Here is a 22,433-nt window from a genome sequence, read left to right as displayed (position 1 = left end):
GTCAGTTTCAGATCCGAGTGTCTGGTCACGACCAGCACCGGTGAAATGCTCCGGTGCACCACCCGTCGCCGCACCGGGCGAGCCGTCTGCGGTGACTCCGTGGACTGCAGCGGGTTGGCGGGACAACACGTGATCGACACCATTCACCCCCGCCGCAACACCCTGGTACGAACGGATTACCGTGGTCGGCACAAGCCCCTGGCGGCCAACCTGGATCAGCTGCTTATCGTCTGCGCGGGGGAACCATCACCCGACGCCCGTCTTGTGGACCGGTACCTGGTCCTCGCTGCGAGTATGGGGCTGCGCCCGTTGCTCGCCATGAACAAGAGCGACCTGGACGCCACCCGGCTTCCCGAGCCATTGCAAGAGGCGAGCCGGCAGCAGCACTGCCAGGTTCTCCACGTCAGTGCGAGCACTGGCGACGGCCTGGACATCCTCACCCGCTACCTGGCCGGCAACAGGACACTCCTGGTGGGCCAGTCCGGGGTCGGCAAATCCTCGTTGATCAACGCCCTGGTGCCGGACCGCCAGGCACGCACCCAGGCCATCTCCGAGGCCAGCGGTCAGGGGCGTCATACCACCACGGAGACAACGCTCTATCCGTTGCCGTCGGGCGGCGAGCTGGTCGATTCCCCGGGAGTACGCATCCTGCGGCTTGGACACCTGTCACGCCAGGAGATCGAGAGCGGGTTTAGCGAGATCGCCCGACAGGCGGAGGACTGCGAGTTCCGTGACTGCGAGCACGACGACGAACCCGGCTGCGCGGTGCGCCCCGCGGTGGAGCAGGGGCTGATTCACCCTGAACGTCTCAAGGGGTTTCACGAGCTGCTCAGGGAACGTCACCAGGCGGCAGGACAGTAGCCATTACTCGTAGGAGCGCCGCCCCGCAAAAGCGTGAGAGAGGGTGCCGCTATCCACGGTCTCTAGCTCTCCACCCATGGGGACGCCGTGGGCGATGCGGCTGCAGGTCGCGCCATGCTCCCGGGCCAGTTCCGCCACGTACTGGGCCGTGGCCTCGCCTTCCACCGTAGGGCTGGTGGCGAGAATCACTTCCCGCACCTCACCGTCGCGCAGACGCACCTCCAGACGATCCAGGCCAAGATCCTCGGGGCCGATGCCGTCCAGCGGTGACAGGCGTCCGCCGAGGACAAAATACCGACCGCCGAAATCCGTGGCCTGATCCAGCGCGAACACATCCGCCGGGCTTTCCACCAGGCAGAGGATCGCGGGATCACGCTGCTCACTCTGACAGATCGGACAGCGCTCGTCCTCCGTCGGCAGACGGCAATCACGACACTCGCCCACGCGCTCCATGGCGGCTCCCAGCACCTGGGCGAGACCAGCCCCGGCACGCCGGTCCCGCAACAGCAGGTGGAATGCCATGCGCTGGGCGCTTTTGGGGCCGACGCCGGGGAGGCTGCGCAGGCTACTGATGAGCTGTTCTATCAGCGGCGAATAGGCCATGTAAGCGTATCGCCGGAATCAGAACGGAAGTTTCATGCCCGGGGGCAGCCCCAGGCCTTCGGTCATGCCCTGCATCCGCTCCTGGGTCGCATCCTGCACCTTGCGCACCGCGTCGTTGAAGGCGGCCGCCACCAGGTCGGCGATCATGTCCCGGTCATCATCATCGCCGAACAGGCTGGGATCGATCTCGACCCGCTTGCATTCGTGCTTGCCGTTGAGCACCACGGAGACCATACCTCCACCGGCCTGGCCGGTGACTTCCATGTGCGCAAGCTCTTCCTGCGCCTTCTGCATGTCCTCCTGCATCTTCTGGGCCTGCTTCATCAAATTGCCCATGCCACCTTTCATGACGTCATCCTCTCGTTACGCTCGCACCACGGTCACTCCGCGGGCTGAATGGAATCCGGCAGAACCTCGGCACCAAATCGGTGCTGCAGTTCCGCCACTGTCGGGTCCTCCTGAATGGCAAGCTCCGCCGCCTCCTGGCGTTGCCGGCGCGCCTCTTCGATACGCCCCGCCGGCGTCTCGGCTGCCGCTACCGGGGTTTCGTCGATGACAATGCGAAGCTGCACGACGCCACCGAGGTGCGTCGCCAATGCGGATTCGATCCGCTGCTCAAGGGGCTTGTTCCGCAACGATGCGTGCTGACCAGGCAAGCGCAGCGTCACCACGCCATCTGCCAGACCACCCCAGCTGCACTGCATGGCCAGGGCGCGCGCGACTCCGGTGAGCTCAAGGACGTCCACCAGTTCATGCCACGGCGGCATATCCCTGTTGACTTCCACGTCGCTGGACGGCAACGGCTCTTTCACGCCATCCGCCGGCAGGGTCTCGCTTTCCCCGGGCGCTGGTGCCGTGGCTGCGTCCATGTTCCGTGGACTGGCGGTGCTCAGCTCCGGGGCAGGCGGAGGATCCGCTTCCACGGGAGCTTCCGTGGGCGCCTGCGCCGACGCGGAAGCCGATGCCGAGGGCGACGCCTGGTCGGCGAGGGAGGACGACGCACCGGTGGTGGCCGGAGTCGGTGTAGTTGCCGGCGGGCCGGCTGGCGGGGCGGATGCAGGACGCGGCGAGACCGCCCCTCCGCCACCCGCGCGGCCGCCGGACCCTGCGTCGTCCGGGCGGAACGCCAGCATCCGCAGCAGCACCATCTCGAACCCCATGCGCGGTTCCGGCGCCAGCGGCAGATCACGTCGACCGTTGAGACCGATCTGGTAGAACAGTTGCACGTCTTCCGGCTCCAAGGCGTCCGCAAGGGCCTGGAGCCGCTCGCGATCTGGGTGCTCCGGGTCACCCGCTTCCGGTACCGTCTGCAGCAGACTCAGGCCGTGGAGCTGCGTCAGTATCGCTGCCAGAACGTCACCGAAATCAGGGGTGCGCTCAGCCAGCCGCTCCACCACCGCCATGAGTTCGCCGCCATCGCGGGCTGCCAAGGCCTCCAGTATCTCCAGAACACTATGGTCCTCGATGCTGCCGAGCATGCCGCGGACGTCGTCGTCCCTCACGGCACCGCCGCCGAAGGCCAGGGCCTGGTCGGTGAGGCTCAGGGCATCACGCATACTGCCATCCGCCGCGCGTGCCAACCGTGCCAGCGCCTGCTGTTCGGATTCGATGCCCTCCTGCTCGAGAATGCCTCCCAGGTACTCACCGATCAGGTTCGCCGGCAGCCGCTTGAGATTGAACTGCAGACAGCGGGACAGGATCGTGACCGGAACCTTCTGCGGGTCGGTGGTGGCGAGGAGGAACTTCACGTGCGGCGGCGGCTCTTCCAGCGTTTTCAGCAGTGCGTTGAAGCTATGCGCCGAGAGCATGTGGACCTCGTCCACCAGATAGATCTTGTAGCGGCCCTGTGTCGGCGCATACTGGACGTTGTCCAGCAGTTCCCGGGTATCCTCGACCCGGGTGCGGGACGCGGCGTCCACCTCGATGAGATCGACGAAACGCCCCTCATCAATGGCCCGGCAGGCACCACACTCCCCGCACGCCTCGCTGCCGACGCCCTGCTCGCAGTTCAGGCACTTGGCGAGAACCCGGGCAACGGTGGTCTTGCCGACGCCGCGCGTGCCGGTGAACAGATAGGCATGGTGGAGTCGGTCATTATCCAGACCATTCACCAGCGCCTGCAGGACATGTTCCTGCCCCGCCATGCTGGCGAACGTCCGCGGCCTGTATTTGCGCGCCAAGACCTGGTAGCTCATGGACCGGCTCGTCGTTGATAATCGCTGGATGCGAAGTGTAACACCTCGCGCAGGCCGGTTGCTGCCACAGCGCCCCGCCCCCTCCGGCGACCTTGATGCCGCACCGCAACAAACTGATTCCAAAAGCAAACGAGTTTGACAGGACGCGCCCTTTGATCTTAAGTGACGGTTGCGTCATGTATCATTCATGGCTTTTCTCCTGTTCTAGAGACCAACGCAGAAGGTTCGCGGGTGTCGCTCATCCAGAACGGCGGGCTCGGCCACAACTGGCCGGCGGGAGCCGGCACGGGTGGCAGCTACATCACCGCCAACAGCATTGACTACCCCCACTACCTCGCAACCTACTTCTTCGCCAACAACCGTCGCGTCGACGGTGACACTCCGGAGGATCCCGGCAACGGGGATGACGACGATGACAACGGCAATGGCGACGACTTCACCTGCACCGAGACCACCGGCAGCACTTACGCCCACGTCGACGCAGGACGTGCCTACCAGAACGGCGGCATCGCTTATGCCGAGGGCTCCGGGGACGACCTCGGCCTGTGGAACACCTTCAACACCGTGACACTGGCGGAAACCGGCGAGGACTTCTACCAGGAAGGCAGCTGCCCCTGACCCGGCAGCCCGGAGCCGGTGGCGGCGGGCTCAATGCCCGCCGCCACCTTCCTTGCCCGCGACCTCAGTGTCGTCTGCTGCTTCGGCCGCCCCCATGACCCGGTCGCGGCCGGCTTCCTTGGCCGCATACAACAGGTTATCCGCGCGACAGACGAACTCCTCGGGGCCGTCACCGGCATATTCACACACGCCGATACTGGCCGCGCAGCGGATGGCTTCGTCATCGCGGCCGCGGAACCGCAATGCGCGGAGACTCAACAGGAGATCTTCGGCGACCAGACGAGCAGCTTCCAGGTCGGTTTCCGGCAACAGGCACGCGAATTCCTCGCCGCCGACACGGCAACAGAAGTCGGTTGCACGCAGACGGTCACCGAGCAGCCGGGCCAGCCCCTTCAGGATCTCATCCCCGACGGCATGGCCATGGGTATCGTTCTGCTGCTTGAAATCGTCCAGGTCCAGCATCAGTAGGGAGACGGTCGACGCGTAACGATCGCACCGCGCTGCCTGCTCGCGTACCAGGCGGTCGAATTCCCGCCGGTTGAGCAGGCCCGTCAGTCCATCATGGCGAGATTCCCGTTCACGCTGCGTGTGTTCCATGGCCACGCCCATGATGTAGCCGAGCTGCAGCAGACAGCTCTGCTCAGCGGGGCTCAGCTCATGGCGGTCATTCCAGACCAGATTGATCGCACCCACTGGCCGCTGATACAGAATCAGGGGGACGGAAATGATCATCTTGTTTTCCAGGCGCTGCATCTCGGCACGTACCGTCGGATGGATGCGATCATCGTCAGCAACCGCCTGGCTGCTAACAATATGGCGCGTTCGCACGGCGATGCCAGTCAGACTGCAATCGACCGGCAGCTGCTCCCCGGCCCGGAGCGCACGGTCACTGAAGCCGCGACTGCTGACCAGCTCGAGATCACGACCGTCGGCCGACAGCCGGAAAAGCGCCATGGCGTCGAACACGGTCCGGTCCCACAGGGCGTCCAGACAAGCATCCAGGCCCACGGCGAAGGCCGATGACTCGCCGAAACACCGCACCAATGCCGTTATGGCGTCATCACCAACCATTGGGCTCAAAACCGCCATTTCCTCCACGCTTGCTCAGCTTCTCGGTAATACTGCCAGGCTCCGACGCATCCGAAAACAGTGTTACGGATCAAGCCTGCCGGGACAGCGAAACATGTCACACAACCCGGGGGCGGACGCCTGCCGAGGTTCTTGGCAACATCGCCGGTTGTTGCCGCCGGAACATGCATTGCACCGGTCGGCGTTGTGGTTTAACCTTCCCGCCTTCAGTGGATCGGGCATCACTGAAGGCTTCCGGAGAGGTGTCCGAGCGGTCGAAGGAGCGCGCCTGGAAAGCGCGTGTACCCAAGCGGTACCGAGGGTTCGAATCCCTCCCTCTCCGCCATCTTCCCCGAGCGGTGCACATGCACTGCTTCGGCTGCGCACCCGAAGGTGCATTGACGCAGACAGGGCCGTCGGCCATAATCTGCGCCTCTTAACAAAGCACAAAGCGCCCGTAGCTCAGCTGGATAGAGCACCTGGCTACGAACCAGGCGGTCGGAGGTTCGAATCCTTCCGGGCGCGCCATACAAATGGAAAGGGGGTACCCATAGGGTGCCCCCTTTTTCTATGTATACCGTCAGGATTCGGTTTGTCCGGAGTCAAGTTCCAGGGCGTCAGCGACGATTCGCTGCGCCTCCTGCGTGAGCGGAATCGTCATCGCCAGCTCCCGGGCCCGCGCTGACATCTTGCGCCAGGTCTTGCGGACAATCCGGACCATGTGGTCGTGCTCGACCTTGTGCAGGAAATCGGCGAAGTAGTTTTCCAGAAACACGAGGCAGGCGCAGTCTTCCACTGCCTGAACGGCGTCATCGCGCCCCAGCCCTTCCTTGCGGACCATGGTTGCCACCCGGCTGGCGTCCTCGGGCCGGTAGCCACTCTCTTCCATGACCGCGGCGGTTGTCTCGCCGGCGCGGCGCCCCTGTTCACGACGCCAGGCCAGGTAACCGCGCCGCCCTTGTGGATACTCGGTTCGGGGAATTTTCCAGCGTTGCAGGTGCTGCGCGCGTACCGCCAGCCGGGTGAGCTCGTCCGGTGTCTCCTGGATCCGCTCCAGCCATGCGCTCATTCGCCGGGCGTGCCAGAGCTCCTTGGGCAACTCCACGCCGTCCACAGCAACCGCCCTCGGGTCTTCCGCATGGAGAGCATCGATCCGCTCCAGTGCCTGCTGATACTGGTTTGCTGACATAGGGGTGCTCCTTGCCATGTGCAGGGCACCAGTATGGGCGCCATCGAGGGACGGTCAATACGGAAGGAGAAAGAGGAGCTGCTCGAACCCGGATCATTGATGATCGAGGGTTCGAATTCGGAACAATCAGGCGCAGGAACAGTGAGTAATGCCACTACCTGGGGAAGGTAATGGCGGAGAGGGAGGGATTGCTACGGCGCTCGCGCGCCTTGCCCTTCGGGTCGTTGCCGCCTTGCGGCAACGCACTGCTCCGCTACGCTCCGCGGTCGAACCCTGATGGTTAATCGCCGAGGGTTCAAATTTGCTGCTTCTGTCGCATCTTCCCTGAGCAGTGCCTGCGGCACCACTCAGGGAAGATGGCGGAGAGGGAGGGATTCGAACCCTCGATGGGCAGTACCCATACTCCCTTAGCAGGGGAGCGCCTTCAGCCACTCGGCCACCTCTCCTTGCTTCTGCCCGGTGATGGAGACGTTATCCCCATCACCGGAGCGCGGTAGAGTAAGGGATTTGACCGCCCGGGTAAACCCGTGCGGCCGCACCCGTGCTCGAACCTCAGCCGGTGCCGGGAGCGCTTTCGTCCTCGTCACCTTCGTGCTGAATGCGCTCGTAGATCTCTTCACGGTGAACCGAGACGTTCTTGGGCGCATTCACCCCGATACGTACCTGGTTTCCCTTGACTCCGAGCACTGTCACGGTCACCTCGTCACCGATCATCAGCGTCTCACCGACCCGCCTGGTCAGAATCAGCATATGCCTTACTCCCAATTTCCACTGGCATCCGCAACGCCGGCTCACACCAGGCGTCTCCACGTTCACGCACCCTTTCAGGCACCCACCTCAAGGCGGCCACCCTTTCCCTGTAAAGCGTGGACTCGCGGTATCCCTATCGAGTTCAACGGCTTGCCTCCAGCTTCACCGCCACCTTCAGCCATTGTTTTACAACAGTTCCGGAAACACTGTTACGCAGTGTCTGTCACCTCATTCCCGATCCGGCAGCCCTGCCGGCTGCCTTCGCGAGACCTTTCACCCACCGGCAATCGGGGTCAGTCCTTGCCCTCGATGCGGGCGCTTGCTTCGTCGTCCAGCTCGAACGCCGTGTGCAGCGCGCGCACCCCAAGCTCGAGGTACTTTTCGTCGATCACCACGGAAATCTTGATTTCCGACGTGGATATCATCTGGATGTTAATCCCCTCCCCTGCCAAAGAGTCAAACATCGTGCTCGCCACACCTGCATGCGAGCGCATGCCAACCCCGACCAGGGAGAGCTTGACGATCTTGGTGTCACCGTAAACCTCGCGGGCGCCGAGTTCATCGCTGATACCCTGGAGGATCTTCAGCGTCTTCTCGTAATCGTTCCTGTGGACCGTGAAGGTGAAGTCCGTCAGCCCGCTCTGGCTGATGTTCTGCACGATCATGTCCACTTCGATGTTGGCTTCGGACACCGGCCCCAGGATGCGCGCGGCGATCCCCGGCTGATCCGGCACCCCCAGAACGGTGAGTTTGGCCTCGTCGCGCTGGAACGCGATTCCGGAGATCAGCGGTTCTTCCATGTTCTCGTCCTCATACGTAATCAGCGTGCCTGGGCCGTCGTCGAAGCTGGAACGCACCCGCAGCGGTACATGGTATTTGCCGGCGAATTCAACGGCGCGAATCTGGAGGATCTTGGAGCCAAGGCTGGCCATCTCCAGCATCTCCTCGAAGGTGATGCGCTCCAGCCGCCTGGCTTTGGGGACCACACGCGGATCCGTGGTGTAGACACCGTCCACGTCGGTGTAGATCTCGCACTCATCCGCGCCAAGCGCTGCCGCCAGGGCCACCGCAGTGGTGTCGGAGCCGCCTCGGCCGAGGGTGGTAATCGCTCCGGTGGAATCCACACCCTGAAACCCGGCGACGACGACAATACGCCCCTCCTTGAGATCCTGCGTCACCACCTTGGCATCGATCTCCTGGATACGCGCCTTGCTGTGGGCGCTGTCCGTGAGGATCTTCACCTGGGCTCCGGTGTAGCAGCGGGCCGGATGCCCCTGCTTTTCCAGCGCCATGGCCAGAAGGCCGATGGTGACCTGCTCGCCGGTGGAGAGAATCATGTCCATTTCCCGCGCCGGCGGCTCGGGATTGATCTGCTTGGCGAGTTCGGTGAGGCGATTGGTTTCTCCGCTCATGGCGGACACCACCACCACCACCGAATTCCCCGCGTCCTTCGTCTTGATCACCCTGCGCGCGACTTCCTCGATGCGCTCGGGAGAGCCCACGGATGTGCCGCCGTATTTCTGCACGATTAAAGGCATCAGTCCCTTTACCTGTTCACGGGTGGCACCCGGAGGTGCACACCATGGCTTGTCGGCCTCACTGTAACTGCTGTCGCACCCAGTCCGGCACGGATTTCATGGCGGCTGGCAACCCGTCGGGCTCACTGCCGCCCGCCTGCGCCATGTCCGGGCGTCCTCCGCCCTTGCCACCGACCTGCCGGGCGACAGCGTTCACCAGCTCACCCGCCTTGACTCTGTCGGTGAGATCGCTGGTTACACCGGCCACCAGGCGAACCTTACCGCCATCCACGGCCGCGAGGACCACCGCGGCGCTGCCCAGCTTGTTCTTGAGCTGATCGACGGTGTCACGAAGCGATTTCGCATCGCCTCCGTCCAGGGTCGATGCCACCACGCGGATTCCGTCAACGTCCACGGCGGAGTCGGCGAGATCACCCCCCGCCTGGCTGGCCACCTTCTGCTTGAGCCGCTCGAGCTCCTTCTCTGCCTGGCGCTGGCGATCCAGAACCTGTTCCAGTCGCACCCGAATGTTCTCCGGACTGGCCTTCAGCATGTCCGCCACCTGCCGGACCTCGCTGGCCTGCTCTTCTACCCACTCCACGGCGCGGGCTCCGGTGATCGCCTCAATGCGGCGCACGCCAGCGGCCACCCCGGTCTCCTCGACAATGCGGAACAGGCCGATATCCCCTGTGCGATCGACGTGCGTCCCGCCGCAAAGTTCCGTGGTCAGTTCACCAAAACGCACCACCCGTACCTGGTCGCCGTATTTTTCACCGAACAGCGCCATAGCGCCCATGCTGATGGCCTGCTGATAGGGCAACACGCGGATATCCGCAGCCTCGTTGGCGCGGATGCGCGCATTGACGATCTGCTCAATGCGGCGCAGCTCCGCCGGATCAATGGGTTCGGGATGGGAGAAGTCGAAGCGCAAGCGGTCCGGCGCCACCAGCGACCCCTTCTGGTGCACATGCGTCCCCAGTCGCTCACGAAGAACGGCGTGCAGTAGGTGCGTCGCGGTGTGATTCAGGCGGATGGCAGCACGACGATCACCATCCACCGTGGCTTCCAGGCTGTCGCCGGCTGCGATGACACCCTCTTCCACGACACCGAGATGACCGATGGCCCCGCCCTGCCGCACAGTGTCATCCACACGGAAGCGAACGCCGGCGCCCGTCAAGGTGCCGGTGTCACCCACCTGACCGCCGGATTCGGCATAGAACGGGGTCGTGTCCAGCACCACCATGCCCTGCTGACCGGACTCCAGCCGGTTCACGCTGCGACCTCCGGCGAACAGGGCAGCAACCACACCCGTGTCCCTGATGTGGTCGTAGCCAGTGAAACGCGAGTTGGCGTCAACTTCGGCATCCCCGGCATGGTCCGCACGGAACTGGCTCGCCGCCCGGGCACGCTCGCGTTGTGCCTCCATGTGGGACTCGAAGCCTTCCATATCTATGCCAAGCTCGCGCTCCCGGGCGATGTCAGCGGTGAGATCCACCGGGAAACCGTAGGTGTCGTAGAGCTTGAACACCGTCGCACCGGGAATCACCGAGCCGCGCAGATGCCTGAGATCCGACTCCAGCAGCTTGAGCCCCTGCTCCAGCGTCTCGTGGAACTGCTCTTCCTCGCGCTTGAGCAGACGCTCGACCTGCTTCTGCTGCTCGACCAGTTCCGGGAACGCTTCCCCCATCTCTGCCACCAACGGCTGGACCAGCTTGTGGAAGAAGGCGTCTTCCTGGCCGAGCTTGTAACCGTGACGGACGGCGCGGCGAATGATCCGCCGCAACACGTACCCGCGCCCCTCGTTGGCGGGAAACACCCCGTCGGTAATGAGGAAGGCGCAGGCGCGGATGTGGTCGGCAATCACCTTGAGGGAGCTGTCGTCGAGATCCTTCGCACCGGTCGCCTGTGCGGCGGCACGGATCAGGTTGCGGAACAGGTCGATCTCGAAGTTGCTGTGCACGCCCTGCAGAACCGCAGCCAACCGTTCCAGGCCCATGCCCGTGTCGATACTCGGCTTGGGTAGATCGGTCATGGTGCCATCGGCGGCCCGGTTGTACTGCATGAACACGAGATTCCAGATCTCGATGAAGCGGTCCCCGTCTTCCTCAGGGGTGCCCGGAGGGCCGCCCGGGACCTCGGGGCCGTGATCGTAGAACACCTCGGAGCAAGGGCCGCAGGGGCCGGTGTCACCCATGGACCAGAAGTTGTCATGGGCACCGATCCGGGAAAAACGCTCGGGGCTCACGCCGATCTCTTCCAGCCAGATCCGGGCGGCCTCGTCGTCCTCTTCGTAGACGGTGACCCAGAGCTTCTCCGGCGGCAGGTTCACCACCTGCGTGAGAAACTCCCAGGCGTACTGAATGGCCTCACGCTTGAAGTAATCGCCGAAACTGAAATTGCCCAGCATCTCGAAGAACGTGTGGTGGCGTGCGGTGTAACCGACGTTCTCCAGGTCGTTGTGCTTGCCGCCGGCGCGCACGCAACGCTGAGACGAGCAGGCACGGGTGTAGCCGCGATCCTCCTTGCCCAGGAACACGTCCTTGAACGGCACCATACCGGCGTTGGTGAACAGCAGGGTCGGGTCGTTACCGGGCACCAGGGGACTGCTCGGGACCACCTCATGGCCGCGCTCGCGGAAGAACTCCAGAAAAGCGCGGCGCAGTTCGGCGCTGGAAATGCTCATGGTTGGTCAAACCTGCCTTTGCAAAGCCGCAGCCTCCGCCGCGGGGTTCCCGTTTATTCGTGAGCGCTCTCGTCCAACACGCGGTAGACCTCCTCGGAGCTGAAGCCGCGGCTTGCCAGGAAGCGCGCCTGGCGCGCCCATTCCCTGCGGTCGGCCGGCAGTGCCTCACCGAAGCGTCGGCGCCGCGCTTCCCGCGCCTGCGCGAGCCAGTCCACCTCCTGCTGCGACAGGTGGTGGCGCGCCAGGCTCTCGTCAATACCTCGCTCACCGAGCGCGGCGATGATCTTCAGCGGCCCCTGGCCCTGCTCACAACGCTGGCGCACGAAAGCCTCAGTGAAACGGTCATCGCTAAGATACCGCTCTTGGACCAAGCGGTCCAGAACCTGCCCGACCACCGCGTCGCTGAACCCCCGTGCCCTCAACTTGCGCTGCAGCTCGCGCCTGGCGTGCTCGCGACGGGCCAGGAACCGCACGCCAGCCTCATAGGCCGCGTCAAAATCCTCTGCCCCGGGCTCGGCATCCATAAGACGTCACCGGGTCACTGCGTTTCGGCCTCGGAGGGCTCCTCTTCGCCTGCCCCGGATACCTTCTCGGGCAGGAGCACCTCGCGCAGCTTGGACTCGATCTCGCCGGCCATGGCCGGATTGTCCTTCAGGAACTGGCGCACATTGTCCTTGCCCTGGCCGATGCGATCACCGTTGTAGCTGTACCAGGCGCCGGCCTTGTCGATGATGCCATGCTTGGCACCCAGATCGATGAGCTCGCCTTCGCGGGAGATTCCCTCGCCATAGAGGATCTCGAACTCCGCCTGCTTGAACGGCGGCGCCATTTTGTTCTTGACCACTTTCACCCGGGTCTCGTTGCCCACCACTTCGTCACCCTTCTTGATGGCGCCTATGCGACGGATGTCCAGGCGCACGGAAGAGTAGAACTTGAGTGCGTTGCCGCCGGTGGTGGTCTCGGGGCTGCCGAACATCACGCCGATCTTCATGCGGATCTGGTTGATGAAGACAACCAGCGTCCCGGTACGCTTGATATTGCCGGAGAGCTTGCGCAGGGCCTGGGACATCAGCCGCGCCTGCAGGCCGACGTGGGAGTCGCCCATCTCGCCCTCGATCTCCGCCTTGGGCGTCAGCGCTGCCACGGAGTCGACGATGACCACATCCACCGCGCCGGAGCGCACCAGCATGTCGGCGATTTCCAGCGCCTGTTCACCGGTATCGGGCTGCGACACCAGCAGTTCGTCCACGTCCACGCCCAGCTTGCGGGCATAGTCCGGGTCGAGGGCATGCTCGGCATCGACGAATGCGGCGGTCCCTCCGGCACGTTGCGCCTCGGCGATCACCTGCAGCGTGAGGGTGGTCTTGCCGGAGGATTCCGGGCCGTAGATTTCGGCCACGCGGCCCCGGGGCAGTCCACCGATACCCAGCGCCATGTCGAGACTGATGGAGCCGGTGGAAATGGCGGCGACATCCTTGACGGCCGCAGCATCCCCCATGCGCATGACAGCGCCCTTGCCGAACTGTTTCTCGATCTGCCCCAGGGCAGCACCGAGGGCCTTTTTGCGGTTTTCGTCCATTCTTCAACCTCTGGCTTGTTCAGGCACGCCGGGGTAACCAAGCGCTCCGCGCCGGTACCCATGGCGGAGCATTATTCCATACTCACCGACCCCCTCCCACCCCCTGTCCGCCGGTCAGACCGACCGATGTTCATGCAGCGGCCAGCGGCCGATGGACTCGTAGTGGGCTCCGGCGGGCTCAGTACGGGAGTGCACCAGAACGAATTCCTTGAAACCGAGCAATAGCGGCTCCAGACGCACCTCCTCTGCCGGGCGAGCCTTCCGCGCCACGGTCAAATGCGGCCGCCAGATCCGGGCGTCGAACGGCACATTCCTCTCCCGCAGTCGGCGCGCAAGTTCGCCGCGCAGCGTCTGCGCGGCAGCGGTGACCTCCTCCGGGACGAGCACCCGGGTGCGGGGTCCCGGCCAGTAGGCAAGCGCCGTGAAGCACAGCGTGACGGGTGGTGCCTGCACGCCATCGGCCGCCTCTCTGGCGGCGGCGGCCTTCTCCGCACCAAGTTCGCCCAGAAACGCCAGCGTGACGTGCAGATTCTCCCTTGGAATCACGCGCCCCGCACCCGGATTTTCCGGCATGGCCCGGGCAAGCTGGTCCAGATCGTCGCTGGATGGCTGCAGGGCAAAAAACAGGCGTGCCACGCTTCAGTCTCCCAACTGGCGCAGCACTCCTTCCAGCGACGTACCGACAGCGGCACGACGGACTGCATCCCGGTTTCCGGGGAAGCGCTCGGGGCGAGAGATCAGGAAGCCGGAGCGCAACGCCCACCCGAACCAGACCAGCCCCACCGGTTTGCTCGGCGACCCGCCATCCGGGCCGGCAACACCACTGACGGCAAGGGCCACATCCGCGCCGCTGCGTTCGAGGGCCGCCTCGGCCATGGCGCGCACGACGTCTTCGCTCACCGCGCCGTGACGTTCCAGCAACCGGGGATCGATACCCAGCAACTCCTCCTTGGCAGCATTCGAGTAGGTCACCACGGAGCGATCGAACCAGCCGGAACTGCCGGCCACATCCGTTAACGCCTTGGCGATCCAGCCTCCGGTACACGATTCCGCCGCCGTCAGGCGCTGGCCGCGTCGCCCCAGGGCATTACCAACGGCATGTGCGAGTTGTTCCAGGCGGACGTCGTCAGGTGCGCTGCGGGTGTCCGTGTAATCCATTGCTCCAGCTACGTTTGCGAGGGTGTGGGCAGACTCTAGCACAGCTCATTCCGCATCGGACGCGCCCCGGGAACACTGCCGGCGGGTTGATTGCGAACACGTACTGACCGCGCACAACAGGCAGAGGGTCCTCTGCCCTCACATCGATCCAGGGCTGGGTGGTAGCATCGACGCCAACACGGCGCGGGCCACCTGTTCGCCCGCGCGCCCACTCGCGCCAGCATTAACGGTGTGGTTTTTTATGCCTCCGCGTCAGGAGACTGCACGCGCGAGAGGGACGAGTTATGGATCCTAGAGGGCGGGCACTCGACAGTGGCGGCTAATACCCAGCGCGAAAACAAGACGTTACAACACACGCCCATGATGCAGCAGTACCTGCGCATCAAGGCGGAGCACCCGGATATCCTGGTGTTCTACCGCATGGGCGATTTCTACGAACTGTTCTACGACGACGCACGCCGCGCCGCCGAAATCCTGGATATCACGCTCACCGCGCGCGGACAGTCCGCCGGCGAGTCCATTCCCATGGCCGGCGTGCCTGTACACGCCGTGGAGAACTACCTGGCTCGGTTGGTACGGCGCGGCGAATCGGTGGCCATCTGCGAGCAGATCGGCGACCCCGCCACCAGTAAGGGCCCCGTGGAGCGGCAAGTCACCCGCGTTGTCACACCGGGCACGCTCACCGATGACGCCTTGCTGGAGGATCGCCGCAGCAACCTGCTGGCCGCCATCAGTCAGGCCGGCGAGCGCTACGGCGTGGCGGCGCTGGAGCTCTCCAGCGGACGCTTCACCACTCAGGAAGTCGAGGATGCCGACGGTCTGTTGGCGGAGATCGAGCGGCTGGGGCCGGCAGAAATTCTCTACGACGAAGATCAACCCCTTCCTGAGACACTGCTTGAAAAGAAAGGTGTAACTCGCCGCCCTCCATGGCATTTTGAGGAAGATAGCTGCCGTCGATTGCTCACACGCCAGTTCGGCACCCGCGACCTCACTGGTTTTGGCTGCGAAGAACTGGGGCTGGCCGTGCGTGCCGCGGGCGCCCTGCTCCAGTACGTCACCGACACGCAGCGTTCCGCCCTGCCCCACGTTACCGCGCTGGGTGTGGAGCGGCGGGATGAGGGCATCATCATCGACGCAGCCAGCCGCCGGAACCTGGAGATCGAGACCAACCTGGGCGGTGGCACCGACAACACCCTGACCAGTGTGCTGGATACCACCCGCACGGCCATGGGCAGCCGGCTCCTGCGCCGCTGGCTGCACCGGCCACTGCGGGACCAGGCGCGTCTGCAAGCGCGCCATGACGCCCTGGAATCCCTGCTGGAGCAGCGCCGGTACGACACCGTCCGCGACATCCTCCACGCCACCGGTGACGCCGAACGAATCCTGGCGCGGGTGGCGCTGCGGTCCGCACGTCCGCGGGACCTGGAGGCCCTGCGCCATGCGCTGGAAAGACTGCCGAGACTGCAGGAGGCCTTGACCGGGGTCAGCAGCGAGTTGCTCTATGGACTCATGGAAGCCCTTGCACCCCATCCCGACACGGTGGACCTCCTTACCCGCGCAATGGTGGAGAATCCGCCGGTGCTGACCCGGGACGGCGGCATGATCGCGGCCGGTTATGACAGCGAATTGGACGAACTGCGCGCACTCAGCAACAACGCCAACCAGTTCCTGGTGGATCTGGAGGCGCAGGAGCGCGAGGCCACCGGCATCGGCACGCTGAAGGTGAGCTACAACCGTGTGCACGGCTACTACATCGAGGTCACCCGGGCCAATGCCGAGGCGATCCCTGAGCGCTACACCCGCCGCCAGACCCTCAAGGGCACCGAGCGCTACATCACGCCGGAACTCAAGGAGTTCGAGGAGAAGGTGCTCAGTGCCCGTGAACGGGCGCTGGCCCGGGAGAAGGCGCTCTACGATGACCTACTGGAGCTGCTGGGTGAGTCGCTGACAGGCCTGCAGACCGCCGCCGACGCACTGGCCGAGCTGGATGCCCTGGCCTGCCTGGCAGAGCGCGCCGACACCCTGGACTACAGCCGTCCGCAGCTGAGCCAGGAACCCGGCCTGACCATTGAACATGGCCGTCACCCGGTGGTGGAGCAGGTGCTGGACACCGCTTTCGTGCCCAACGACGTTCACTTCAGCGATGACCGGCGCATGCTTGTGATCACAGGGCCCAACATGGGCGGCAAGTCAACGTACATGCGCCAGGTGGCGCTGATCACTCTGCTGGCCCATGTGGGCAGTTTCGTACCAGCGCGCAGCGCCATGCTGGGACCGGTGGACCGGATCTTCACCCGCATCGGCGCGTCGGATGATCTTGCCAGCGGCCGCTCCACCTTCATGGTGGAGATGACCGAGACGGCCAATATTCTCAACAATGCCACACCGCAAAGCCTGGTGCTGCTGGACGAAATCGGGCGCGGCACCAGCACCTTCGACGGCCTCTCGCTGGCCTGGGCCGCCGCGGAGTGTCTGGCGGAGCGGCTGGGCGCGTTCACCCTGTTCGCCACCCACTATTTCGAAATGACCACGCTGGCGGAGCAGCAAGCCGTGGTGCGCAACATCCATCTGGACGCCGTCGAGCACGGTGAGCGCATCGTCTTCCTGCATACGGTCAAGGATGGGCCCGCGAACCAGAGCTACGGCCTGCAGGTGGCTGCCCTGGCGGGTGTGCCCCGTGCGGTGATCGACGCCGCCCGAGGCAAGCTGGAGGAACTGGAACGGGAGACCCGACGGCGCGGGGATCCTGCGGACCAGTTGCAACTCTTCCCGGCGACGCCCGAACCAGGGCCGGCCGAAACGCGCCTTCAGGAGCTGGAGCCGGACGACATCACGCCGCGCCAGGCCCTGGATCTGCTCTACGAACTCAAGAGGCTCGTGGACACCGGGCAAAAGCGCTAAACTATCGCGCCGGCGCCAGTGTCCCGTCCCCGACGACGTCGGGGACGGGACACTAGGCAACCCCCGAACGTCAACCTGTCATCCAGTCTGTCCCGTTCAACGTGGCCGCTGCGCCGTGACGGACTGATCATGTGCAACGGAGTCTCCCATGACCTTTGTCGTCACGGAAAACTGCATCAAGTGCAAGTACACGGATTGCGTGGAGGTCTGCCCCGTGGACTGCTTCCACGAAGGGCCGAATTTCCTGGTCATCGACCCGGACGAGTGCATCGACTGCACTCTGTGCGAGCCGGAATGCCCGCCCGAGGCCATCTACTCCGAGGATGACCTGCCGGACGAAATGAGCCACTACCTGGAGCTCAACGCCGAGCTCTCGCAGAAATGGCCGGTGATCACCGAACAGAAAGATCCTCCGGAGGACGCCGACGAGTGGGACGGCAAGCCGGGCAAGCTGGAACTCCTGGAGCGCTGATACGCGTCACAAGGCCACAACCACAACAAGAGGCTGCTCAGCACGGATCCGGCGATAAACCGCGGCAGGCCAGGCGTAGGGCGGACCTTCAGGTCCGCCGTCTGTGCTCTGCGGGCCAAGGCGGCTTGAACGAGGCGGCAATGGCGGACCTGAAGACCCGCCCTACGCCTGCTGACACCCGTGCGTCCTCACAGGTCCTCCAGCCGCCCCTGTAGGTCATCCGGTGACACCATGCCCTGAAACACCGTGCCGTCTTCCGCGACGATGGTCGGTGTTGCATTGATTCCCAACGAACGGGCGAGATCCAGCTGGTCGGCAACGGGATTGTCGCACTCGCGCTGTTCCATGCTTTCGCCCGCCTTGGCGCGATCCATGGCGGCGTTGCGGTCGTCGGCACACCATACGCTGACGGCCTTGCGGTATGAGCCGGTATCGACACCGGCCCTGGGCATCTGCACGTAGCGAATCTCGATGCCCTTATCCAGATACTCATCCATGCGGGCATGCATCTGCCGGCAATACGGGCAATCAATATCGGTGAACACGGTCACCGAGTGGCGCACGTCACCCTCCGGCGAATACACGACCATGTTGCCTTCGCCGTGCTCCTCGAGCTGATCCCGGCGCATGTCGCCCTGTACCGCATCGGAGAGCGCGCGGCGGCTATCCAGGTCCATGACATCGCCCTGGATCAGGTAGCGCCCATCGGCGGACATGTACGCCACCTGCCCCTGGACGACGATGAGATAGATGCCGTCCAGCGGCGTCTCCTCGACGCGATCCGGCACCAGGTCCGGGTCCATGGTCTGCAGGCGTTCGGTGATGCGCTCGGTGACCGCATCCAGGTCATCGGCAACGGCACCTTGAAAGGCGCTGGCAAGGGCAAGCATGACGGTCAACACGATGAGACGAGACAAACGCGGAGCTCCTTTGTTTCCTGGTGATCGGATCGGCTACCTCAACCACGGGGATGATGTGCGGCATGCAAGTCCTGCAGCCGCTGTCGCGCCACATGGGTGTAGATCTGCGTCGTGGACAGGTCGCTATGGCCGAGTAACAACTGTACCACGCGCAGGTCAGCGCCATGGTTCAGCAAGTGGGTGGCGAACGAGTGCCGCAGGGTGTGCGGGGACAACGGCTTGGTGATGCCGGCGGTGACGGCGTGGCGACGTATGCGGTACCAGAAGGCCTGGCGGGTCATGCCCGCTCCCCGCGCCGTGAGGAACACGGTGTCGCACAGGCGGCGGCGGAGCAGCACGGGGCGCGCCTCGCGTTGGTAGCGCTCCATCCAGTCCAGGGCGGTCTCCCCCAGCGGCACCAGGCGCTCACGATTGCCCTTGCCCACGATGCGCACGACACCCTGGCGGGTGTTGACCTGAGACAGGGTCAACGCAACAAGTTCGGATACACGCAGGCCAGAGGCATAGAGCACCTCCAGCATGGCACGGTCGCGCAGCCCCACGGGATCATCGATTTCCGGCGCCGCCAGCAACGCCTCCACGTCGGACTCGGTGAGCGCCGCAGGCAGGGACTGCCCGGTTCGCGGCGACTGCACGTCCGCCGTGGGGTCACTGCTGATACCGCCCTCGCGCAGCAACCAGCCGTAGAAGCGGCGCAGACTGGAGAGCAGACGGGCGGTGCTGCGCGGCCGCGCTCCAGCCTGGACGCGCTCGGCCAGATAACCCAGCACGGCGGCACGATCGGCGGCCTCCAGTGCACCGCCCCGACGCTCCTGCCATGCGGCGAAGGCAAGCAAGTCGGTGCGATAGGCCCGCAGCGTGCTCTCGCTGAGACCACGCTCGAGCCAGAGCGCATCGAGGAAGGCCTCGATGCGCCCCGCCCCCGCAGGCTCAGCCGCCGGTTCCGGTACCGCCACCATTGCCGCTGGTGCCCTCGGCCGCCTTCTCGGTGCTCTTCTTCAGGAAATCCCCCATGGAGTTCAGCATATCCAGCGGTACCGGGAAGACCACCGTGGAGTTCTGATCCTGGCCAATGCTCTGCAGCGTCTGCAGATAGCGCAACTGGATGGCCTGGGAGTTCTGGGAGAGGATGTTAGCGGCATCCTGGAGCTTCTGCGCCGCCTGCATTTCGCCCTCGGCGTGAATGATCTTCGCACGCCGACTGCGCTCCGCCTCCGCCTGCTGGGCAATGGCGCGGATCATGCTCTCGTCCACGTCCACGTGCTTGATCTCGACGTTGGCCACCTTCACGCCCCAGGCGTCGGTGTGCTCGTCCAGGATCTCCTGGATGTCCTGGTTAAGCCGGTCACGTTCCTGGAGCATCTCGTCCAGATCATGCTTACCCAGCACCGAGCGCAGCGTCGTCTGTGCCAGCTGACTGGTGGCCGCGAAGAAGTCCTCGACGTTGATCACCGACCGCTGCGGGTCCACCACGCGGAAATAGATAACGGCATTGACGCCGACAGACACGTTATCCTTGGAAATCACGTCCTGGCTGGGGACGTCCATGACCACCGTGCGCAGGTCGACCCGGACCATCTGCTGGATCAGGGGGATGACCAGGATCAGACCCGGCCCCTTGACGCTCCAGAAGCGCCCGAGCTGGAAAATGACGCCACGCTCGTACTCGCGCAGGACGCGGATGGCCGAGGCCACCAACGCGACCAGCGCCGCGCCGACAATAAGTAGAATGGTCTCCATAAACTTCTCCTTGCTGATTCGCGGGTTCGTGTTCTCAAGGCGACGCCCCTCTATGGGCATCTCGATACGCACAAGGTTCAGCATAGCTGCTTCCGACGCCTGTCAGAAACACCCTGCGACTGCGGGGCGAGGTGCGTACAATGCCGCTATGCCAACCATCCACCCTTGGGACCAGAGCGCCGCCCTGCTGGCCTATACCCGCACCGGCTTCGAAAACGACGCCGCGGCGGAGCTCACCGAGCGCACTGCCGAGGCAGGCCTGGCAGGTTACTGCCGCACCCATGCCGGCACCGGTCTGGTGGAACTCCACAGCGCCGACGGGACGCCCCTGTGGCCGCTCCTGCTGCGACTGGAGTTCAAGGCGCTGATGTTCGTGCGCCAGTGGCTGGCCGGCAGTGGCTGGCTGCGTGACCTGCCCCCGGAAGACCGACTGGCCCCGTTGCTGGACGCGCTGCCCGATCAGGGGCCGTTCGCCGACGTGATGCTGGAGTATCCCGATACCAACGAGGGCAAGGCGCTATCGCGGTTCTGCCGGGGGTTCGGCCGTACCCTGGAGGCCGCGCTGGACCGGACCGGTGCCCTGCGGCCCGATGCCGGACATCGCCTGCACTTGCTGTTCACCGATTCCGCCACTGTCTTCCCGGGCATCACCCCGGTGGCCAACAGCTCGCCCTGGCATCTCGGCATCCCGCGGCTGCGCATGCCCGGGCAGGCGCCCAGCCGCTCCACTCTCAAGCTGGAGGAGGCGCTAGTGACGCTGCTGGACGAGCGCGAGCGGGAACGCCTCCTGCGCCCCGGCGGTACCGCGGTGGATCTGGGTGCCGCCCCCGGCGGCTGGACATGGCAGCTGGTGCGCCGGGGCATGCACGTCACCGCCGTGGACAATGGCCCCATGGACGCTGATCTGATGCACTCGGACCTGGTGGAGCATCGCCGCGAGGACGGCTTCCGCTTTCGCCCGGAGACACCGGTGGACTGGCTGGTCTGTGACATGGTGGAGCAGCCGTCGCGCATTCTGCCGCTCATGGGGCGCTGGCTGGCCCGCGGTGACTGCCGCCAGGCGGTGTTCAACCTGAAACTGCCCATGAAACAGCGCTATGCCACGGTGCGGGACGGTCTGGAGCGGCTGCGCAACGAACTGATGCGGGCCGACCGGGCCATGGACGTCCGCTGCAAGCAGCTCTATCACGACCGTGAAGAGGTCACCGTCTGCGTCATCCCGGCCGCCGGTGCGTAATCGACCCAGGGCGCCACGGCCAGCAACGGCTCCAGCATCAGACTGAAGCCGGCGGCAACCGCGGCCTCGTCTTCCAGCAAGCCGCAAAGGCCCACTTCCTGCCACTGCCCGTCAGTCAGGACGTCCACCCGGAAACCCGGGCCGATGCGACTGTCACGCTGCGGTAGCAGGCGGTAGGACACTCCCGGCAATGCCGCGGCCATGGCACCGCCCACTGCGCCCGAGAGCACGGTGGATGCACGCTCACCAAGGATCCAGCAGTCCAGCTGATGGGCCACCAGCACGGTTGCGTCCTGCTGACGATTGCCGCACACCACCCCGGCACAGCTCAGCAGCAGTCCATCCTGCTCTTCCGCGACCAGGTCCGGCAGGGCTGCCAGCACCGTCTCCGTGGTGGCGTGCCGCGCTTTCCAGCCCTGGGCCGCCGGCACCAAAGGCGGGGTGCGCAGAGACCGGTGTCGGCGTCCGTCCACCGCGTTGCAAAGGCGTGCCACCAGCTCCTGCATGGAGTGTCTCCCCTGGGCCGGGTCCGTCAGGTCACGGCGCTCCAGCAACGTGCGCAGGGCCTCCGTTCGTTGTCCGTCGTCACTCATACGTCTGTTCTCTTCCGTTACTGCCGCCACCAACGAAAAACGCCCCCGGGCCTCGGCTCCGGGGGCGTTTCTGGTGGCAATCACCTGTTCAGATGGTTGGCATCAACACAGGGGCACATCCCTCCCGGAGCGGTCCACGAGACCCGGGCCGCTAAATCGCCAGTCGGCGCGCCAATAGGAGTGATGGCCGTACGTCTTCATGGTCGCAAACTAGCACCCGCGCCACCCGCGCGCAAGCCTCCCCCGCCCACGCCCGGAGCCTGCCGGGAATTGTGAACGGTGCCGTAGGAGAACGGGTGCAGGATTGATAACGTACGCCCCAATGCCGGAGCAGCAACAGGCGACAACC

Annotated in this window: 21 protein-coding genes and 3 tRNA genes; 7 read left to right on the top strand and 17 right to left on the bottom strand. The window is 64.8% G+C overall.

The window, feature by feature from the left end; translation table 11 throughout:
* Positions 1 to 129: 129 nt before the first annotated feature.
* Positions 130 to 861, top strand: coding sequence for a ribosome small subunit-dependent GTPase A (gene rsgA / locus KU884_RS08215; protein ID WP_254432214.1), 732 nt, complete (start codon positions 130 to 132; stop codon positions 859 to 861).
* A gap of 3 nt (positions 862 to 864) precedes the next feature.
* Here rsgA and recR read toward each other — a convergent pair whose 3' ends face one another.
* From recR to dnaX, 3 genes are read right to left on the bottom strand one after another with little or no spacing between them, the layout of a single operon-like run.
* Positions 865 to 1,464 carry a recombination mediator RecR gene (gene recR / locus KU884_RS08210; protein WP_167782194.1) on the bottom strand — a complete coding sequence of 200 codons (600 nt, stop codon included), beginning with the start codon at positions 1,462 to 1,464 and terminating at the stop codon, positions 865 to 867.
* Positions 1,465 to 1,482: 18 nt separating this feature from the next.
* Positions 1,483 to 1,812: a YbaB/EbfC family nucleoid-associated protein gene (locus tag KU884_RS08205; RefSeq protein ID WP_167782193.1), complete on the bottom strand. Its 330-nt coding sequence runs from the start codon at positions 1,810 to 1,812 to the stop codon at positions 1,483 to 1,485.
* Between the two features lie 32 nt (positions 1,813 to 1,844).
* On the bottom strand, positions 1,845 to 3,659 hold the full coding sequence (dnaX, locus tag KU884_RS08200; protein ID WP_167782192.1) for a DNA polymerase III subunit gamma/tau: 1,815 nt from the start codon (positions 3,657 to 3,659) through the stop codon (positions 1,845 to 1,847).
* Positions 3,660 to 3,890: 231 nt separating this feature from the next.
* Between dnaX and KU884_RS08195 the strand changes: the two genes are divergently transcribed.
* Entirely contained in the window at positions 3,891 to 4,277 is a 387-nt protein-coding gene (locus KU884_RS08195; protein ID WP_167782191.1) for a hypothetical protein, read from the top strand.
* A 30-nt stretch (positions 4,278 to 4,307) separates the two neighbouring features.
* Here KU884_RS08195 and KU884_RS08190 read toward each other — a convergent pair whose 3' ends face one another.
* Positions 4,308 to 5,348, bottom strand: coding sequence for a diguanylate cyclase (locus KU884_RS08190; protein ID WP_254432253.1), 1,041 nt, complete (start codon positions 5,346 to 5,348; stop codon positions 4,308 to 4,310).
* Positions 5,349 to 5,602: 254 nt separating this feature from the next.
* On the opposite strand from KU884_RS08190, the gene KU884_RS08185 reads away from it, so the two are divergent.
* Both KU884_RS08185 and KU884_RS08180 read left to right on the top strand, forming a co-directional pair.
* Positions 5,603 to 5,691, top strand: a tRNA-Ser gene (locus KU884_RS08185).
* 105 nt (positions 5,692 to 5,796) lie between these two features.
* Positions 5,797 to 5,873, top strand: a tRNA-Arg gene (locus KU884_RS08180).
* A gap of 52 nt (positions 5,874 to 5,925) precedes the next feature.
* Here KU884_RS08180 and KU884_RS08175 read toward each other — a convergent pair.
* From KU884_RS08175 to KU884_RS08135, 9 genes are all read right to left on the bottom strand, one after another.
* Positions 5,926 to 6,534, bottom strand: coding sequence for a DUF4202 domain-containing protein (locus KU884_RS08175; RefSeq protein ID WP_167782189.1), 609 nt, complete (start codon positions 6,532 to 6,534; stop codon positions 5,926 to 5,928).
* 357 nt (positions 6,535 to 6,891) lie between these two features.
* Positions 6,892 to 6,980, bottom strand: a tRNA-Ser gene (locus tag KU884_RS08170).
* 106 nt (positions 6,981 to 7,086) lie between these two features.
* Entirely contained in the window at positions 7,087 to 7,284 is a 198-nt protein-coding gene (csrA, locus tag KU884_RS08165; protein WP_167782188.1) for a carbon storage regulator CsrA, read from the bottom strand.
* Between the two features lie 293 nt (positions 7,285 to 7,577).
* The gene (locus KU884_RS08160) at positions 7,578 to 8,822 is read right to left on the bottom strand and encodes an aspartate kinase (protein ID WP_167782187.1); all 1,245 of its coding nucleotides are present in this window, start codon (positions 8,820 to 8,822) and stop codon (positions 7,578 to 7,580) included.
* 58 nt (positions 8,823 to 8,880) lie between these two features.
* Positions 8,881 to 11,484 (bottom strand): alanine--tRNA ligase, encoded by a 2,604-nt coding sequence (alaS, locus tag KU884_RS08155; RefSeq protein ID WP_174813721.1) that lies wholly within the window; start codon positions 11,482 to 11,484, stop codon positions 8,881 to 8,883.
* A 53-nt stretch (positions 11,485 to 11,537) separates the two neighbouring features.
* The gene (locus tag KU884_RS08150) at positions 11,538 to 12,008 is read right to left on the bottom strand and encodes a regulatory protein RecX (protein WP_254432213.1); all 471 of its coding nucleotides are present in this window, start codon (positions 12,006 to 12,008) and stop codon (positions 11,538 to 11,540) included.
* 14 nt (positions 12,009 to 12,022) lie between these two features.
* Positions 12,023 to 13,063 (bottom strand): recombinase RecA, encoded by a 1,041-nt coding sequence (gene recA / locus KU884_RS08145; RefSeq protein ID WP_167782186.1) that lies wholly within the window; start codon positions 13,061 to 13,063, stop codon positions 12,023 to 12,025.
* Between the two features lie 114 nt (positions 13,064 to 13,177).
* Entirely contained in the window at positions 13,178 to 13,699 is a 522-nt protein-coding gene (gene thpR / locus KU884_RS08140) for an RNA 2',3'-cyclic phosphodiesterase (RefSeq protein WP_167782185.1), read from the bottom strand.
* 3 nt (positions 13,700 to 13,702) lie between these two features.
* On the bottom strand, positions 13,703 to 14,221 hold the full coding sequence (locus tag KU884_RS08135) for a CinA family protein (RefSeq protein ID WP_167782184.1): 519 nt from the start codon (positions 14,219 to 14,221) through the stop codon (positions 13,703 to 13,705).
* Positions 14,222 to 14,581: 360 nt separating this feature from the next.
* On the opposite strand from KU884_RS08135, the gene mutS reads away from it, so the two are divergent.
* Positions 14,582 to 17,122, top strand: coding sequence for a DNA mismatch repair protein MutS (mutS, locus tag KU884_RS08130; protein ID WP_167782183.1), 2,541 nt, complete (start codon positions 14,582 to 14,584; stop codon positions 17,120 to 17,122).
* Positions 17,123 to 17,270: 148 nt separating this feature from the next.
* A complete protein-coding gene (fdxA, locus tag KU884_RS08125; RefSeq protein WP_167782182.1) occupies positions 17,271 to 17,594 on the top strand; it encodes a ferredoxin FdxA in 324 nt (107 codons plus the stop codon).
* 188 nt (positions 17,595 to 17,782) lie between these two features.
* Here fdxA and KU884_RS08120 read toward each other — a convergent pair whose 3' ends face one another.
* From KU884_RS08120 to KU884_RS08110, 3 genes are read right to left on the bottom strand one after another with little or no spacing between them, the layout of a single operon-like run.
* Positions 17,783 to 18,511 (bottom strand): DsbC family protein, encoded by a 729-nt coding sequence (locus KU884_RS08120; protein ID WP_167782181.1) that lies wholly within the window; start codon positions 18,509 to 18,511, stop codon positions 17,783 to 17,785.
* Between the two features lie 41 nt (positions 18,512 to 18,552).
* The gene (gene xerD / locus KU884_RS08115) at positions 18,553 to 19,473 is read right to left on the bottom strand and encodes a site-specific tyrosine recombinase XerD (protein WP_167782180.1); all 921 of its coding nucleotides are present in this window, start codon (positions 19,471 to 19,473) and stop codon (positions 18,553 to 18,555) included.
* Positions 19,445 to 20,254 (bottom strand): slipin family protein, encoded by an 810-nt coding sequence (locus tag KU884_RS08110; protein ID WP_167782179.1) that lies wholly within the window; start codon positions 20,252 to 20,254, stop codon positions 19,445 to 19,447. Before KU884_RS08110 ends, xerD begins: the two co-directional genes overlap by 29 nt.
* Before the next feature lie 148 nt (positions 20,255 to 20,402).
* Here KU884_RS08110 and rlmM point away from each other — a divergent pair, with 148 nt between their 5' ends.
* The gene (gene rlmM, locus KU884_RS08105) at positions 20,403 to 21,491 is read left to right on the top strand and encodes a 23S rRNA (cytidine(2498)-2'-O)-methyltransferase RlmM (protein ID WP_167782178.1); all 1,089 of its coding nucleotides are present in this window, start codon (positions 20,403 to 20,405) and stop codon (positions 21,489 to 21,491) included.
* Here rlmM and KU884_RS08100 read toward each other — a convergent pair.
* Complete coding sequence (locus KU884_RS08100; RefSeq protein WP_167782177.1) at positions 21,440 to 22,084, bottom strand: hypothetical protein; 645 nt, start codon at positions 22,082 to 22,084, stop codon at positions 21,440 to 21,442. The genes rlmM and KU884_RS08100 overlap by 52 nt on opposite strands.
* Between the last annotated feature and the right edge of the window lie 349 nt (positions 22,085 to 22,433).

It is taken from the genome of Aquisalimonas sp. 2447 (assembly GCF_012044895.1).
Lineage (GTDB): Bacteria > Pseudomonadota > Gammaproteobacteria > Nitrococcales > Aquisalimonadaceae > Aquisalimonas.
Note: the sequence above shows the minus strand (reverse complement) of the source record. Positions and strands in the feature narration are given on the sequence as shown.